This window comes from Actinoplanes sp. HUAS TT8 (genome assembly GCF_051380535.1).
GTDB lineage: Bacteria > Actinomycetota > Actinomycetes > Mycobacteriales > Micromonosporaceae > Actinoplanes.
Window position 1 is genome coordinate 5,464,104 of the sequence record NZ_CP195646.1, and the last position, 15,935, is coordinate 5,480,038.

Here is a 15,935-nt window from a genome sequence, read left to right on the forward strand (position 1 = left end):
TCCCTTCCGTCGACAGTCACGGTTGATCCAGGTGTTTGAGCACTGCACCCGCGATCCCGGCCGCGTCAAGGCCGTGAGCTCGCAGGATCTGTCGCCGGGAGCCGTGCGCGACGAACGCGGCCGGCAGAGCGAGCGGCACGGTGCGGGTGGCCGAGCCGGACGCCGCCAGCGCCTGCGCCAGACGTCCGCCCACGGATCCGGTGGCGGTCGCGTCCTCCACCGTCACGACGAGTTGGTGGGCACCGGCGAGCTTGACCAGCTCGGGCGTCAGAGGCGAGATCCAGCGTGGATCGATCACCGTTGCCGCAGTGCCGTGCTCGTGCAGATCCCGGGCCGCCTCGAGACATGCCTCGGCCATGGGTCCCACGGAGATGATCAGCACGCGGGCGTCCGGCGCGGTGTGCAGCACGTCGTACCCGGCGGCACGATGCTCCGCCGGAACTTCCGCGCCCGCCGTTCCCTTGGGGAAGCGGACGGCGGTGGGGCCGTCCGAGTGGGACACGGCCTCGCGCAGCAGCTGCCGCAGCTGGGTGCAGTCTCGCGGTGCCGCCAGCCGCAGCCCGGGAACGAGCGCCAGCAGGCTCGCATCCCACATGCCGTGATGGCTCGGCCCGTCGGGTCCGGTGATCCCGGCACGGTCGAGCACGAACGTGACAGGCAGGCGGTGCAGCGCGACATCCATCAGCACCTGGTCCAGGGCCCGGGTGAGGAACGTGGAGTAGACGGCCACCACCGGGTGCAGTCCGCCGATCGCGAGTCCCGCGGCCGAGGTGACCGCGTGCTGCTCGGCGATCCCGACGTCGAACACGCGCTCGGGCGCGCGTCGCAGCAGCGGTCCCAGCCCGGCGGGCAGCGCCATGGCCGCCGTGACACACACGACATCCGGGCGTACGGCGCTGATCCGGTCGATCTCCTCACCGAAGACCGACGTCCAGGACCGGCCGGCGCCGGCGTCGGCCGGGCCGATGGCATGCATGCGGTCGGCCTCGTCGTCCTCGGCCGGTCGGTGGCCGGCGCCCTTGCGGGTGACACAGTGCACGACCACCGCACGGTTCATGGTTCTGGCCTGGCGCAGAGCTTGTTCGGTCGCGGCGATGTCATGACCGTCGACCGGGCCCAGGTAGGCCAGGCCCAGTTGATCGAACAGATTCGTCGCGCCGGGATCGCCGCCGCGCAGCCGGGCCAGGTGGTGAGCCAGAGCACCTGCGGTAGGTGCGTAGGAGCGTTCGTTGTCGTTGACCACCACGACGACCGGCAGCGGGCCGCCGCCCAGATTGTTCAGGGCCTCCCAGGACATGCCACCGGTCAGCGCGCCGTCGCCGACCACGGCCACCACGCGGCGCGGCTCGCCGCGCAACGCGAACGCCTTGGCGATGCCGTCGGCATAGGACAGGGCGGTCGAGGCGTGCGAGTTCTCGACGAAATCGTGCGGTGACTCCGCCGGGCAGGGATAACCGGACAGGCCGCCGGCCTGGCGCAGGGTGCCGAACTCGGCGGCCCGGCCGGTCAGGATCTTGTGCACGTAGGACTGGTGGCCGGTGTCGAAGAGCAGGACGTCGCGGGGCGAGTCGAAGACGCGGTGCAGGGCGATGGTCAACTCCACCACGCCCAGATTGGGGCCGAGGTGGCCGCCGGCACGGGTGACGCGCTCGACCAGGAAACTGCGGATGTCCTCGGCACCGCGCTCACACTGCTCAGGCGTCCATCGGCGCACCGTCTCCGGAGACAGGTCGTGCAGGTGCGCATACGAAGGATCGGACGCCGTTGTCCGCTGCTCGGTCACCGGCCGCTCACGGTGACCTCGGTGGGGGCGGATCCGGAGGACAGCCGCAGCGCTTCTTCGATGAGCACCTCGGCGATCTGCGACTCCGGCACGGTACGCACGACCCGGCCCTTGACGAAGATCTGCCCCTTGCCGTTGCCGGAGGCCACCCCCAGGTCGGCTTCTCGTGCCTCGCCCGGCCCGTTGACGACGCAGCCCATCACGGCGACCCGCAGCGGAACCTCGAGCCCGTCCAGCGCGGCCTGCACTTCGGCCACCAGCTCGTAGACGTCGACCTGGGCTCGACCGCAGGACGGGCACGAGACGATGTCGAGGCCGGTGCGCTCGCGCAGGCCGAGCGCTTCGAGGATGCCGATTCCGGTCTTGACCTCCTCGACCGGGTCCGCCGACAGTGACACCCGCAGGGTGTCGCCGATGCCCTGGCGCAACAGCGCACCGAAGGCCGTCGCGGACTTGACGATGCCCTGCGGCGGTGGTCCGGCCTCGGTGACCCCGAGGTGCAGCGGATAGTCGCAGGCCGCGGCGAGCAGCTCGTAGGCGCGCACCATGACCTGGGGGTCGTTGTGCTTGACCGAGATCTTGAGGTCGTGGAACCCGTGCTCGGCGAAGAGTCCGGCCTCCCACAGCGCCGACTCGACCAGGGCTTCCGGGGTGACGCCGCCATGCTTGGCGAGCAGCCGGGGATCGAGTGATCCGGCGTTGACACCGATACGAATCGAGACGTTCCGGTCCGCCGCGGCCTCGGCGATCTCGCGCACCCGGTCGTCGAACTTCCTGATGTTGCCAGGGTTCACGCGTACTGCGGCGCAGCCGGCGTCGAGCGCGGCGAAGACGTACCGCGGCTGGAAGTGGATGTCGGCGATCACGGGGATCTGCGACTTGCTCGCGATCGCCGCGAGCGCGTCGGCATCGTCCTGGGACGGAACGGCGACCCGGACGATGTCGCAGCCGGCCGCGGTCAGCGCGGCGATCTGCTGCAGTGTGGCGTCGATGTCACTGGTCGGAGTGGTGGTCATGGACTGCACCGAGATCGGGCTGTCGCTGCCGACCCCTACCTTTCCCACTTTCAGCTGACGAGTGGGACGCCGGGCAATGTGCAAAGCGGTCATGGCTGCTCCCTCACCGTGGTCGTTGCGCATGTCCTGTCCCGACGCGATCCGGGAATGCCGGTGCCCGTGGGCCGACCGGCGATCATCGGCGCCGGCCATCGACGGCGTCATCACAAATCCTTAACCGACCGACCCGCCGTGAACACCGTGCAAATGCACAGGCTTCAATGATTGGATCACGTTAGCCTTCGCTAAGGTCAGTCCGGTCGAAGCGAGGTTTCATGCTTCAGGAATTCGAGTTGTCGTCATACCTGCGAGAACAGCAGGCCCTCATCGATCGGGAGCTTGAGCGAGCCCTTGCCGATGACATTCCAGAACCGCTGGGTGCCTCGATCCGGTACTCATTGATGTCGGGTGGCAAACGGCTTCGGCCGATCTTGTGCCTGGCGGCGTGCACGGCGCACGGCGGCCGGCCGGAAATCGCGCTGCCCACCGCGGTGGCCCTGGAGATGCTGCATACCGCCACCCTTATCCATGACGATCTTCCTGCCATGGACAACGATGATTTCCGGCGCGGCCGGCTCACGAATCACAAGGTCTTCGGCGAGGGCGTGGCGGTGCTGGCCGGCGATGCGCTGCTGTCGTTCTCGCTGGAGTACGTCCTCGAGCACACCGAGGCGCCGCCGGAACGACTGCTACGGGTGTTCAACACGCTGCTGCGCGCGATCGGCGTGCACGGCGCCATCGGCGGACAGGTGATCGACATCCGGAACACCGACCGCAACGACGTGGATCTGCCGGCATTGGAGTTGATGGACGCCCGCAAGACCGGCGCCCTGCTGGTGGCGGCCCTGGTCTCCGGGGCGGTTCTGGCCGAAGCGGGCGAGGACACCATCGAACGGCTCTGCCGCTACGGCGAGAAGATCGGTCTGGCGTTCCAGATCGTCGACGACATCCTCGACGTCACCGCCACCCTCGAGGAGCTGGGCAAGACCCCGCACAAGGATGACCGGGCGAACAAGGCGACTTTCCCGAGACTGCTGGGTCTTGACGAGTCACGCCGGCGTGCCGCCGCGCTCGTGGAGTCGGCCAAACAGGATGTCGACGTCCTAGGCAAGGGCGCGATCCCGTTGTTCGCCATCGCCGACTACGTCTGTAGCCGGTCCTACTGAGGAGGGAGAACGCGGTTGAAGAGTGTGTTGCCACGCAAGATCTCCGCGCAGGCGGCGAGACCCGATGCCGTCCCGGTGGGCCTGGCGGCGAGCTGGTACGTCGGCATGTCGTCCGGCCAACTGGGACGAAACCCGGTGGCCGTCCGGCTGTTCGGCCGCGACCTGGTCGCCTGGCGGGACCGCACCGGCAGGCCGGTGATCGCCGAGCGATTCTGTCCCCACCAGGGCGCCAGCCTGGCCCTGGGCAAGGTCGTCGACGGCGAGCTGCGCTGCCCGTTCCACGGCTGGCGTTTCGAGGGTTCGGGCAAGTGCGTCCGGATTCCCGGTAGCGATCGGATCCCGACGACCGCCCGCCTGGAGACCTACCCGGTGCAGGAGCGTTACGGCTTCGTCTGGGTGTGGTACGGCACACCCGAACCGCTGTTCGCCCTCCCGGACTTCCCGCCCCGCGGCGCCGACCGCGACCGCTACATCGGATTCCGGTATGCCGACCGGACCATCGGCACCGCGCGGCAACTGCTCGAGAACGCCTTCGACTACTTCCACTTCGAGGCTCTCCACGGACTCTCCCTGGACAGCACCGAGTTCCGCATGCTGAAGGATCAGTCCGAGGCGGCCGACAACGGATCACCGATCGAGACCGACGCCTGGCTCGGCTCCTGGTTCGAGGGGGTGGCCACGCCCGGCCATCCCGTCCGCGATCCCTACCGGTGGCTGGTGGCGAAGTCCGCGACGTTCGCGGCCGGCGACAGCTTCGAGGTCCTGGTGGACGGCTGGCCCGGCGGCCAGCGCTTCACCGGGTACGTCGACGGGAAGGTGTTCTACAAGGTGCTCCTGGCCATCGTCCCGATCGAGGAACGACGGACCACCCAGGTCGGCTGGATGGTGACACCGCGCGGCAGCGGCATCGGCCTGCGAACCCTGTTCAACCTGTTCATGCTGTTCGGCCAGTATCGCGGCGGCAGCACGCAGGACCTGCCCGTCTACAACAACACCGAGGCGGAGACCGGGACGCTGCGGGCCTGGCACGACAACGGGCTGCTGCGCTTCCGCAAGTACTACCAGTCCTGGGTCGACCGGGTCGACCCGGCCTTCGGAGGACGACCGTGACCGGGCCGGGTGGCGACCGCCTGGCGACGGTGGAGCAGGCCCACGTCTCGGCAGCCGTGCCGCCGCCGGCCGGTGGGCCGCAGGCCATGACCCGGCTGGCGGCGTCGTGGTACGTGGCGCTGCCGTCGAACCTGGTCGGCACCAAGCCTCGATCCCTGACCATGTTCGGCCGTCAGCTGGTGGCCTGGCGGGACGACACCGGCCGGGCTTCGGTGCTTCCGCTGCACTGCCCGCACCTGGGCGCCAGCCTCGCCCTGGGCAAGGTCGTCGAGGGGCAGCTGCGGTGCGTGTTCCACCACTGGCGATTCGACGCCACCGGCGCCTGTGTCCACATTCCGCGCCTGGACCGTCTGCCCAGCCACCTGGCTCGGCGGCGGGCCTACCCGGTCCTGGAACGGTACGGATTCCTGTGGGTCTGGTACGGATCCGAGGAGCCGATGTTCCCGCTGCCCGCGCTGCCGTCGCAGGTACTGGCCCGGGGCGCCTACCAGCGGCACCGGTTCGCGCACGCCACGTCGGCCTCGCCTCGCCGGGTCCTGGAACAGGCATTCGACCATCAGCGTTTCGCCGCCTTCCACGACCTTGCGGCGATCGGCCCGGACCGCTCGGCGGTGCTGCCCGATTCCGGGGCAACCCTGGGGAACGGTCCGGCGATCACGGCCGACGCGTGGATCGGGGCCAGGCTGGAGTTCCACGGACCGCGGCTGCCCGACGTGCTGCGGGGCACGGCGCCGCAGCAAAGCACGGATCTGCTGGTGGACGGCTGGCCGGGCGGCCAGCGGCTCACCTTCTCCGTCGCCGGCCAGGACGTGGTCCGGGAGCTGATCGCCGTCACGCCGGTCCGTGACGGCCACACCATCGTGCGGGGTTGGTCCTTCGTGCGCCGGCAGGGAGATCCCGTCCGGGACGCGTCGAGGCTGCGGGCCTATCGCAGATTCCGCCGGCGAGAAGTCCATGAGGGTCTGCGCGTTTATGCGGACTTCGGTCAGGAGCGCGACGGTGTGCTGACCGAACAGGACGCACCGCTGGCCCGCTTCCGCGCGCACTACGACCGATGGGTGCGGCGGGCCGAGCACGACGGCGAAGACGACTCCGCGAAGTGAGCCGGCCCGCGCCCGATCAGCGGAAATTGACGACGAAACGCCGTTGCCACGGCGTTTCCACAGCGTGGTGGGAATAGTGAGTACGAACGTAGTCGACGGCCTGATCGCCAGGCAGGCCGTCCAACACGGCCAGGCACGCCATGGCGGTCCCGGTACGGCCGCGGCCCCCGTAACAGGCGATTTCCACACGCTCATTCTTGGACCGTTCCAGCAATGCGGTCAAGGCGTCCCGGAATGCGTCACGATCGGACGGGAGCCAGAAATCTCGCCAGCGGATCCAGGTGCTGTCCCATTCGACGGCCGGAGGCTTTTTCCCCAGCAGATACACGCCGAATTTCGGGGCCGGTCCCGCCGGGACGGGATTACGCAGGCCCCTGCCCCGGATCAATGCCCCGGAGGGAAGACGCAGAATTCCGGCCGATCCTTCATCCCAGGAATGCGCCGTCGCCAATTGGAACCTCCTTATGCGAACACCACTGCCGCGATGAAGACAATTCTTACCACAGGCCCCGAGGGGCCGCCAACAAGCATATGCCTCATATCGATGCCACCCGAAATGAACTCCGAGGGCAGGTGAACAGCATCATGACCCAGCAGGCATCCACCGAAAAATCGACCGCTGCGCAGCGTCTCGACCTTCCCGCGAGCTGGTACGTGGCCGTTCCGTCCGATCAGCTCGGGAAGGGCCCGCGGCAGCTGACCCTCTTCGGCCGGAATCTGGTGGCCTGGCGCAACACAACCGGGCAGCCCGTCGTGGCCCAGGGGCATTGTCCCCACCTCGGTGCGAGTCTCGGCGAAGGGCGGGTCACCGGTGGCGACCTGCAATGCGCTTCTCACCGGTGGCGCTTCGACGACACCGGTCGCTGCGTGGCCGCACCGCCGGCCGGTGACGCCTCGGCCCGGCCCGGACTGCGGACCTATCCGGCAGTCGAGCGGCACGGTTACGTCTGGGTGTGGTACGGCAGCCGCGAGCCGATGTTCGCGCTGCCGTCCTTCCCCGCCCTGGACACGGCGACCGGGTACCCCACGGGCTTCCGGATGGCCGACGACACCCGCGCAACAGTGCGCAGGATCTTGGAGAACACCTACGATCCCGACCATCTCGTGGCCCTGCACGGGCTCGAAGTGGACGGATCGACGAAGCTGCGCATGCTCGACGATCCCGGCGCCACCGCCGACCACGGTCCCCCCGTCGCGACGCAGGCCTGGCTGGGCGCGGAGCTGACCTGGCCCTCGTACAGCGGCCAGCTCGGCATGATCACCCGTCTGCTCGGCACCAACGCCAAGCAGTTCGTCCTGCGGGTGGACGGCTGGCCCAGCGGCCAGCGGATCAGCTACTTCGCCGACGGGCGCCTGCAATACCGGATGCTGCTGGCCGCCTCGCCACTGGGACCGAACCGGACCATCCAGCACATCGCGGTGGCCCTGCCCCGCACCGGCGCGCGCTGGCGGGACCTGCGTAACTACGTCCTGCACCGGCCGGAGATAACGATGACCTCGCAGCAGGACATCCCGCTGTTCAACACGATCGAGCGCGGTGACCGGCACGGCATCTACGTCGGAGGCGACCACGGGGTGCTGGCCTTCCGCAAGTACTACCAGCAGTGGGTGGACCGGGTGGCCGACGATGCCTGACCTCATCGCGCTGCACGAGCTGCGCGCGGTCGACGCCACCACCGCCGGCGCCAAAGCAGCGAACCTCGGCGACCTGATCGGTGCCGGTCTGCCCGTCCCCGCCGGGTTCTGCCTGCCCATCTCGACCTACCACGCCGTCGTCACCCCGGTCCTGGCCCCGCTGCTCGAGCGCCTCACCGCGATCCCGGCCCCGGACTCCGGGCAGGGGGCGCCGGCCTGGGAGCCGATGCAGCAGATGTCCGCGATGCTGCGGTCGGCCGTACAGGGCATCGAGCTGCCCGCCGGCCTGCTGGCCGAACTGGAACGGTCCTGGCACGAGCTGTGCCCGGCCGGCGGCAGCGTCGCGGTGCGGTCCTCCGGGACCTCCGAGGACACCGCCGGCACGAGCTTCGCCGGGCAGTATCACACCGAGCTGGGCGTACGGTCGGCCGCGCGGCTCGCCGACGCGGTCCGGACCTGCTGGGCCTCGCTCTGGGAGGTGCCGGCCGTCCTGTACCGGGCGCGGGCCGGCATATCCCACGCCGAGGCCGCCATGGCGGTCGTCGTCCAGGTGATGGTGCCGGCTGATGCGGCGGGCGTCATGTTCGTCACCTCCGGGCCCGGCGACCAGACCGGGCCGATCATCATCGAGTCGACCTGGGGGCTGGGCGAGGCCGTAGTGAGTGGTCAGGTCGATCCCGACCGCTTCTTCGTGTCCCCCGCCGCCGACCGGGTGGAACGCACGGAGATCGGCAGCAAGGCCCATCTGGTCACCACCACCGCGACCGGGACCGAACTGGTCGGCACCGACCCGGGCCGACGTTCCAGCGTCTCTCTCGGCACCGAGCAGGTGACCGAGCTCGCCCGGCTGGGGCTCCACGTGGCCCGGCACTTCGGCGCGCCGCAGGACGTCGAGTGGGCCGTGCACGACGGGCAACTGTCCATCCTGCAGGCCCGGCCCCTGACCCGCGCCTTTGCTCCGGCCCCGGCCGCCGACTGGACCAGCCCCGTCGATCGCGCGGCCTGGGCGCGGATCAGCATCTGCGACTCATGGCTGCCCGAGCCGCTCTCCCCGCTGTTCGAGACGACCCTGTTTCCCCGGCTGGTGGACCGGTGGCGGCGCAACTGGTCCGGTTCCGACTGGCTCGCCGGTCCGCTGGTACCCGAACCGATGGCGGGATCGATCAACGGCTACGCCTACCTGCGCCTGGACTTCCCGCTCGACAAGTACCCGGTGCGCACCGTCATGCTGATCGTCAGCTTCTACCGCTTCCACCTGTCCCGGCTGGAGTCACACTGGCGCAAAGTGCTGCTGCCCCACCACCTCACCCGGATCGCCGAGCTGGGCCGGCGCGACCTGCGCGATCTCGAGAACCACGAGATCCAGGACGTCATCGACGAGGCGGCCGAGCTCAGCGGCATCTACTGGGCAATGTTGGGCGGCCTGGCCTGGTACTGGAACGTCAGTGAGCTGCTGCTGGAGAAGCTGTACCCGGCGTTGGTCCGGCCGGTGCCCTCGCCCCCCGACCTCGCGCAGCTGCTGCAGGGACACCCGACCCGAACCTCCGACATGGAGGCCGCGCTGTGGCGGCTCGCGCGCGCCGGCGGCGACGACGACGGGTTCGAGGCGCTGCTCGCCGAGTACGGGCACCAGGTGTACCAGCTCGACCTCGTCGAGCCGACACCGGCCGAGGACGGCACCGCGCTGCGCACCGCCCTGGACGGCTACCGCACCGGGGACACCCCGGACCCGGCGGCGCGACTGCAGTCGCTGGCCGACCGGCGCGACACGGAACTGGCTCGGATCGATGCCCGGCTCCGCACCCATCCCGTACGCAAAAATCTTCTGCATCTTCTGCTGCGCCTGAACCGGCGCTACGCGGCTGTCCGGGACGAGGCCCTGTTCCATTTCACTCAGGGCTGGCCGATCATGCGACGCGGCTACCTCGAGCTGGGCCGGCGTCTGGTCGCCGACGGCCGCCTGGGCCAGCCGGACGACGTCTTCTACCTCACCGGCGGCGAGCTGGCGGCGGAACTGCGCGGCGACGGTCCGCGCGCGGCCGCCGGGGACCGCAGGATTGCCGACCGCAGGAACCTGCGGACGCAGCGGCGCAGCCTCATCCCGCCGCCGCTCGTCCCGCCGGATCTGCAACTCGTCTTCGCCGGTTTCGACCTGATCCCGCTCGCCTTCCTCGGCCAGGAGGGGAAGTCCGGCGATCCGACGGACCACGCGTCGGGCATCAAGGGCTCGCCGGTCAGCCCGGGACGCATCACGGCCCCGGCCCGGCTCATCACGTCGGTCGAGGACTTCCCCAAGCTTCAGGCCGGCGAGGTGCTGCTGGCCTCCTTCATCACTCCGGCCTGGTCGCCGTTGCTGAGCATCGCCGGAGCGGTGGTGACCGACACCGGCGGCACGCTCTCGCACGGGTCGATCGTGGCGCGCGAGTACGGCATCCCCGCCGTCATGGGCACCAATCACGCCACCAGACTGATACGGGACGGCCAGGTCGTCACCGTCGACGGCGACCGTGGGCTGGTGTACTGATGCCCGCCCGACACCGCACCCGCCTCGACCTCGTGCCGGGGTGAGCGGCGATGAGCGAGATGACAGCCGCGTGTTCCCGCCCCGCGGTGACCCCCGGGCGGCAGGGGTGGCGTCGCCTGTTCCGGCTCCTGTGGTTCGCGGCGACCACGACACCGCTGTTCTTCCTGGTGCCCCACCTCGACCCGCGGGAGTTGAGCCACCGGTTCAGCGGTGCGGTGATCCCACTGCTGGTGCTGGCGGCCGGGTTGAACCTGGCCGTGCATGTCGTCCAGGCCGGGTGCTGGTCGGCGATGCTGCACCCGCTGCGCCGGTTGCCGTTCGGCCTGCTGCTGCGCTACGAGTTCGCGGCCCAGTCCACCGCCTTCGCCGACGTGGCGATGGGCCGGGACCCGCTGCGGGCGCGACTTCTCGCCGGGGCGGACGTCCCGCCCGCCGCCACCGCCGCCCTGACGAGCCTGCGCCGGATCGTGCGCGCCGCCGGGATCGGGGTGCTCGCCGTCGCCGCGCCCCTGGTGCTGACCGGCCTGCCGATCCGGGTGACCGCCTACCTGTGGTTGTCGACGGTGGTGACCATCGCCCTCGTCGGCTGGCTGGTGCTGCTGGCTCGCCGCCACGGTGCCGCCCGGGTGCCGCGGCTGCTGCGCCGGCTCACCCCCGGTCTCTTCTGCCTGCGTGACGCCCGGGCGCTCCTTCTGCTGCTGACTCTGGGCATGCTGGAGGTGCTGATCGATGCCGTGGCGGCCGCGGTGGTCCTGTCCGCCCTGCACGTGTCCGTGTCGGTGGGTGCGGCCGCGCTCGTCCTGTTCTTCGTCGACATGTCGGTGAGCCTGCCGGTGTCCCCGGTCAACCTGGGCACCTTCGAGGCCGGCGCACTCCTCGGCCTGGAGTTCGCGCACGTCCCCCTCGAGGCCGGGGCAGCCTTCGCCCTGGTCTTCCACGCGCAGCAGAACCTGCCGCAGCTGATCGCCGGCCTGCCGCTGCGGATCACCGTGGCCAACCGAAGGAGAAGATCGTGACAACACTGTCCGAGTGGGTGCCCAGCTTCGACGGGGATCAGACGCTGGGCGAGGCGTACGCCGCCATGCCCGGAGACGATGCCTCCGTCGTGCCCTGGTACGTCCGCCTGCTGGAGAACCCGGCCAGCCCGGTCGCCCTGCCCGGTGCCATCGACCTGCGAGGCCACGACTGTGTGCACATCACGCTCGGGCGGGGCACCACGTCGGCCGACGAGGCGTTCGTCCTCGGCGTCACCATGGGTTCGACCGGCCGGGTGGCCGGCTGGCAGCGGCAGTTGTTCACACTGGCCGCCCGGCACCTGTACCGCGGTCCGTGGCAGCTGAGGGAAAGCGACGTGCTGCTGTTCGACATGGCCGTCGAATTCGCCCAGCACCAGGAGATCCAGCCCCTCAATGCGGTGCGGTGGGACCAGCTGTGGGACGAGCCGCTGCAGAAGATCCGCTCGTCCCTGGGCATCCGGGAGTCGGCACTGCTCAAGTTCTACGAGGCGGAACGGCTGATGTGGCCTGGTGGCGCCGCATCGAGCCGGTTGCCGACCGTGGCGTACCCGGATGAATGAGCGGACCAAGAGCCGGGTGGGTCTCGCCGTCCGGCTGCTCTTCGTGCTGGCCACCGTCTTCGTCGTCTGGCACTTCCTGCGCGAGATCGAGGTCGGCAAGTTCACCGCGGCTCTGCGCGACGCCGACTATCGGCTGCTGGCCACGGCCGTGCTGCTCAACATCGGCGCTCAGTTCGTCCGGGCGGCCAGCTGGAAGGCCATGCTAGGCGCCCGGCATCCCGTCCGGTTCGGCACTCTGCTCTGCTACGAACTGGCCGCTCAGGCGGCGTCGTCGCTGACCCCCGCCCGCGCCGGTGAGGTGATGCGGCTGTGGCTGCTCAAGCGCGAGGAAGTCCCGGTGACCGTCACCACCGCCCTCATCGTGCTGAAGAAGTCGATCGGCGCCGTGGGAGTGGCGCTGCTGGCCCTGCCCACCCCCCTGCTGCTGGCCACCACGGACTGGACGCTGGGCGTCGTGCTGGCGATCAACGCGGCCATGATCCTCCACCTGCTGCTGCTCGTCTGGGTGGCTCATCGCAGGCCGGGCGGCAGACTCCCGAAGTTCCTGCGAGGATTGGTCGACGGCATGTACTTCCTGCGCGACCGCCGCGGCTTCACCCTCGCCTCCGCGTGGATCCTGCTGGGTGAGCTCGCCGACGCCGCCGCCGCGTTCGTGGTGCTGCGCGCGCTGCACGTGAACTTGTCGTTCGCGGCGGCGATCCTGGTCCTGTTCTTCATCGACTTCGCCAACGCCCTGCCCTCCGCTCCCGCCCAGCTGGGCACCTTCGAGGCCGGGGCGCTGTACTCGCTGGGCCTGCTCGGTGTCGCCCCCGACCTCGCCCTGGCGTTCACCCTGGTCTTCCACGCTCAGCAGGCCATGCCGCAGATCGTCGCCGGCCTGCCGTTCCAGCTGCACTATCTGGCCGTCCGACGGACCACCAGACGTACCCCGACCCCTGTTGCCGTTCCGAAAAGGAAGCCCTGATGAAGCCGTGGGACAAGCTGCGGGCGTCGCGCGAAGCGCTCACCAAGTCGCGCGACATCTTCCGCGACTTCGCCCGGGATCTGTACTTCCCCGCGCTGGCCCTGTCCAGATGGGAGCGGATCCGGTGCGGTCCTGTCCTGTTCCTGGTGGAATTCCTGGTCTACCGGGTCGACGCGGTGGCGGAGCACACCCGCGACATCGCCCTCGAGGCCGACGACAACCAGGACTACCGGAAACTGGTGCGCTACAAGCAGGCCTTCGCCGCGCTGCTGCGCCGGCTGGGTGCCTACGACGACGCCGTCGGCCACCAGCTCGACCAGGGCGAACGGTACGTCCGGCTGGAGAACCAGGTCACGGCGCACGGGGCGGCCGACCACGAGACCGTCCTGCGGCTGGTGGAACTGCGCTCCTCCGACCTGCGACTGCTGCACGCGATGATCTATCCCTTGTCGGGCCGGCCGGTCGACCAGCCGATGCTCGATCTGCTGTGGCCGGTCGAGGTCCTCGCCGACATCGGCAACGATCTCGCGCATTACGAGCACGACGTCCGCACCGGGAACTTCAACGCCTACGACGCGTTTGTCCGTCTCTACGGGCCGGACGCGCCACGACGGCTCCGCGCCGAGACCGCCCGCTACGAGCGGCTGTTCCAGGAACGGTTGAGCGAGCTTCCCGACCGGCGGCGAGTGCCCGTGGCAACGCTGTGCCTGCGCCGCTACCGCACGCAGATCGACCGGATCCCGGACCCGGTCCGCGCCGACAGCCACAACGTGATGACGGAGGGCCTCGCATGACTTCCCAGGTGGTCGTGGTGACCGGCGTGATCTGCACACTGTGGTGGTTGATCGCGTACGCCGGGATCATCCACCGTGGCTTCCGGGACCGGACATACGGCATGCCGATCGTGGCACTGGGCGCGAACCTCTCCTGGGAAGCCGCGTACGGGCTGTTCATCAATCCCTTCGCCGACCACATCCACACCCTCAGCATCGCCTGGCTCGTGGTGGACCTGGTCATCCTGTGGCAGGCCTGCCGATACGCACCGCGGGAGTTTCGCGATCTGCCGTCGGTCGCCAGGTACGCCCGATTCCTGCCCCTCATCGCGGTCGTCGTCGCGTACCCGATCGTCTACCTGGGCTTTTTCGAATTTCACGATCCTGACGGCGAGTACACCGGATTCGGTGTCAACTGCCTGATGTCCGTGCTGTTCCTGGTTCTTCTGGTACGCCGGGACAGCCCTCGGGGCCAGTCGCTCTACATCGCGATCGCCAAGTTCTTCGGCACCTTCTTCGCCTGGCTGGCGACCGCGCTGACGGTGACCACCAGCACCACCCAGGCGTGGCCGGACAGTTTCTGGTCCTTCTGGGCGGACAGTGTCCGGCACAACTCCTACCCGCTGACCCCGTTGATCAACTATCTCTATCTCGTCGTGTTCGTGGCCGACATCATCTACACCGTCGCGCTCTATCGCCGGTTGAAGGCGGCGGACATCCGGCCGTGGCGGCACATCTGACCCGCCCGTCGCTGACTCCCGAAGGAGCTTCCGTGCCCAGCCCGACCCCGCCCTCCCGCCCGCAACGGACCGGCACACTCGACCGGATCGCGGATCCGCTGCGCCGACCCGCCCAACCCGACGACGTGCCCGGGACCCGTCCCTGGCCGCTGGTGGGTGACCTGCCTCGGTTCGCCGCGGACCCGCAGGCGTTCGTCACGGACCTGCACGACACCTACGGCGACCTGGCCGCCTGGTCGCTGGGCGGAAAGCGCCAGTACTGCGTCTTCCACCCCGACGACGTCGCGACCGTGCTCAGCGCCACCAACTTCGCCCTGCGCAAGGGTTTCACCGAAGGCTTCATCCAGTACGCCGACCTGCTCGGGGCGCGCGCCCTGCCGGCCAGCAACGGCGAGCTCTGGAAGCGACAGCGCCGTCTCGCGCAGCCGGCCATGCACGCCCGGCGGCTCAGCGGCTACGCGAGAACCATGGTCGGCTACGCCACCGACCTGGCCGGCCGATGGCAGGACGGCCAGGTCCGGGACGTTCACCAGGACATGGTCCAGCTGACCGCCCAGATCGCGGTGAAGAGCCTGTTCGGCGCCGAGGTGGGGCGGGCCGACGGGGACGAGATCCGCGACGCCCTGGCCGAGATGGCCAGATTCGAGGAGGTCGAGTACACCGGTCTGCCCGGGTTGCTGCCCTATTGGATGCCGGCCCCGCACCGTCTGCGCCTGCGCCGGGCCTCGGCTCGGGTGGAGACGCTGATCATGCGGGCCGTCGACCGCCGTCGCCGGCCCCGGGTCGGCTCCGACGGACCGGACACCCTGCCCGACCTGCTGGCGATGCTGCTCGACGCCCGCGACGACGACGACCGGCCGATGGACGAACGCCAACTGCGCAGCGAGATCCACACCCTCTACGTCGCCGGACACGCGACCACCGCGAACACCCTGGGCTTCGCCTTTGCCCTGCTGGCGCGCCACCCCGAGGTCCTGGAGCGGCTGCACGCCGAACTGGACGACGTGATCGGCGACGCGGAGCCCGGGTTCGAGCACGTGGCGCGGCTACGCTTCACCGAGGCGTGCGTCAAGGAGACACTGCGGCTGTTCCCGGTCGTGGCGATGCTGCCCCGCAAGGCCGACGCGCCACTCGAGCTGCGTGATCACACCATCGGGGCCGGCGCCGACATCTGGGTCAGCGCCTGGGTCACCCATCGCGATCCGCGGTTCTGGCCCGAGCCGGCCCGGTTCCGGCCGGACCGCTGGCTGGACGACACCGCCGGCCGCATCCACCGGTCCGCCTGGTTCCCGTTCGGCGGCGGTCAGCGGATCTGCTACGGCATGCGCTTCTCCCTGACCGAAACAGTGCTCGTGCTCGCCGTGCTGGCGCGTGCTTTCGCCTTCACGTCGATCAGCGACGTCCCGGTGCACTACACCAACGAGGCTCTGCTCGCGCCCGAGGGCGGCACGGTGCTGGCGCTGACCCGCCGGAAGCCGCGGATCCGTACCAGTTGAGGACCCCCGG

At 69.7% G+C, this 15,935-nt stretch carries 14 protein-coding genes; 11 read left to right on the forward strand and 3 right to left on the reverse strand.

All coding sequences use genetic code 11. The annotated features are described in order from the left end of the window. Positions 1 to 16 precede the first annotated feature (16 nt). Both ACSHV8_RS24305 and ispG read right to left on the reverse strand, forming a co-directional pair. Positions 17 to 1,783, reverse strand: coding sequence for a 1-deoxy-D-xylulose-5-phosphate synthase (locus ACSHV8_RS24305; protein ID WP_436536065.1), 1,767 nt, complete (start codon positions 1,781 to 1,783; stop codon positions 17 to 19). Beyond that, the gene (ispG, locus tag ACSHV8_RS24310; RefSeq protein ID WP_436536887.1) at positions 1,780 to 2,922 is read right to left on the reverse strand and encodes a flavodoxin-dependent (E)-4-hydroxy-3-methylbut-2-enyl-diphosphate synthase; all 1,143 of its coding nucleotides are present in this window, start codon (positions 2,920 to 2,922) and stop codon (positions 1,780 to 1,782) included. The genes ACSHV8_RS24305 and ispG overlap by 4 nt, the downstream gene beginning before the upstream one ends. Positions 2,923 to 3,113: 191 nt before the next feature. Here ispG and ACSHV8_RS24315 point away from each other — a divergent pair, with 191 nt between their 5' ends. Genes ACSHV8_RS24315 through ACSHV8_RS24325 form a run of 3 tightly spaced genes read left to right on the forward strand, consistent with a single transcriptional unit; the run spans position 3,114 to position 6,217 of the window. After that, entirely contained in the window at positions 3,114 to 4,004 is an 891-nt protein-coding gene (locus ACSHV8_RS24315) for a polyprenyl synthetase family protein (protein ID WP_436536066.1), read from the forward strand. A gap of 24 nt (positions 4,005 to 4,028) precedes the next feature. Then, positions 4,029 to 5,114, forward strand: coding sequence for a Rieske 2Fe-2S domain-containing protein (locus tag ACSHV8_RS24320; RefSeq protein WP_436536889.1), 1,086 nt, complete (start codon positions 4,029 to 4,031; stop codon positions 5,112 to 5,114). After that, positions 5,111 to 6,217 (forward strand): Rieske 2Fe-2S domain-containing protein, encoded by a 1,107-nt coding sequence (locus ACSHV8_RS24325; RefSeq protein ID WP_436536067.1) that lies wholly within the window; start codon positions 5,111 to 5,113, stop codon positions 6,215 to 6,217. The genes ACSHV8_RS24320 and ACSHV8_RS24325 overlap by 4 nt, the downstream gene beginning before the upstream one ends. A gap of 16 nt (positions 6,218 to 6,233) precedes the next feature. On the opposite strand, the gene ACSHV8_RS24330 is transcribed toward ACSHV8_RS24325, so the two are convergent. Beyond that, on the reverse strand, positions 6,234 to 6,668 hold the full coding sequence (locus ACSHV8_RS24330) for a protein-tyrosine phosphatase family protein (protein WP_436536069.1): 435 nt from the start codon (positions 6,666 to 6,668) through the stop codon (positions 6,234 to 6,236). 134 nt (positions 6,669 to 6,802) lie between these two features. Between ACSHV8_RS24330 and ACSHV8_RS24335 the strand changes: the two genes are divergently transcribed. The 8 genes from ACSHV8_RS24335 to ACSHV8_RS24370 are packed head-to-tail and all read left to right on the forward strand — an operon-like array spanning position 6,803 to position 15,925. Further along, the gene (locus tag ACSHV8_RS24335; protein WP_436536070.1) at positions 6,803 to 7,852 is read left to right on the forward strand and encodes a Rieske 2Fe-2S domain-containing protein; all 1,050 of its coding nucleotides are present in this window, start codon (positions 6,803 to 6,805) and stop codon (positions 7,850 to 7,852) included. Next, complete coding sequence (locus ACSHV8_RS24340; RefSeq protein ID WP_436536071.1) at positions 7,845 to 10,376, forward strand: PEP/pyruvate-binding domain-containing protein; 2,532 nt, start codon at positions 7,845 to 7,847, stop codon at positions 10,374 to 10,376. Before ACSHV8_RS24335 ends, ACSHV8_RS24340 begins: the two co-directional genes overlap by 8 nt. A gap of 50 nt (positions 10,377 to 10,426) precedes the next feature. Next, a complete protein-coding gene (locus ACSHV8_RS24345) occupies positions 10,427 to 11,392 on the forward strand; it encodes a lysylphosphatidylglycerol synthase transmembrane domain-containing protein (protein ID WP_436536072.1) in 966 nt (321 codons plus the stop codon). Beyond that, positions 11,389 to 11,952, forward strand: coding sequence for a hypothetical protein (locus ACSHV8_RS24350; RefSeq protein WP_436536073.1), 564 nt, complete (start codon positions 11,389 to 11,391; stop codon positions 11,950 to 11,952). Before ACSHV8_RS24345 ends, ACSHV8_RS24350 begins: the two co-directional genes overlap by 4 nt. Continuing rightward, positions 11,945 to 12,916, forward strand: coding sequence for a lysylphosphatidylglycerol synthase transmembrane domain-containing protein (locus tag ACSHV8_RS24355; protein ID WP_436536074.1), 972 nt, complete (start codon positions 11,945 to 11,947; stop codon positions 12,914 to 12,916). Before ACSHV8_RS24350 ends, ACSHV8_RS24355 begins: the two co-directional genes overlap by 8 nt. Continuing rightward, on the forward strand, positions 12,916 to 13,710 hold the full coding sequence (locus tag ACSHV8_RS24360) for a hypothetical protein (protein ID WP_436536075.1): 795 nt from the start codon (positions 12,916 to 12,918) through the stop codon (positions 13,708 to 13,710). Before ACSHV8_RS24355 ends, ACSHV8_RS24360 begins: the two co-directional genes overlap by 1 nt. After that, entirely contained in the window at positions 13,707 to 14,429 is a 723-nt protein-coding gene (locus ACSHV8_RS24365) for a hypothetical protein (protein WP_436536076.1), read from the forward strand. The genes ACSHV8_RS24360 and ACSHV8_RS24365 overlap by 4 nt, the downstream gene beginning before the upstream one ends. 32 nt (positions 14,430 to 14,461) lie before the next feature. Beyond that, a complete protein-coding gene (locus ACSHV8_RS24370; protein WP_436536077.1) occupies positions 14,462 to 15,925 on the forward strand; it encodes a cytochrome P450 in 1,464 nt (487 codons plus the stop codon). Positions 15,926 to 15,935 lie beyond the last annotated feature (10 nt).

Bases quoted from the DNA above. Each gene is read 5' to 3' on its own strand.
- ispG (WP_436536887.1), bottom strand. From the start codon at position 2,922: ATGCGCAACGACCACGGTGAGGGAGCAGCCATGACCGCTTTGCACATT.
- ACSHV8_RS24315 (WP_436536066.1), top strand. From the start codon at position 3,114: ATGCTTCAGGAATTCGAGTTGTCGTCATACCTGCGAGAACAGCAGGCC.
- ACSHV8_RS24335 (WP_436536070.1), top strand. From the start codon at position 6,803: ATGACCCAGCAGGCATCCACCGAAAAATCGACCGCTGCGCAGCGTCTC.
- ACSHV8_RS24340 (WP_436536071.1), top strand. From the start codon at position 7,845: ATGCCTGACCTCATCGCGCTGCACGAGCTGCGCGCGGTCGACGCCACC.
- ACSHV8_RS24345 (WP_436536072.1), top strand. From the start codon at position 10,427: ATGAGCGAGATGACAGCCGCGTGTTCCCGCCCCGCGGTGACCCCCGGG.
- ACSHV8_RS24355 (WP_436536074.1), top strand. From the start codon at position 11,945: ATGAATGAGCGGACCAAGAGCCGGGTGGGTCTCGCCGTCCGGCTGCTC.
- ACSHV8_RS24360 (WP_436536075.1), top strand. From the start codon at position 12,916: ATGAAGCCGTGGGACAAGCTGCGGGCGTCGCGCGAAGCGCTCACCAAG.
- ACSHV8_RS24365 (WP_436536076.1), top strand. From the start codon at position 13,707: ATGACTTCCCAGGTGGTCGTGGTGACCGGCGTGATCTGCACACTGTGG.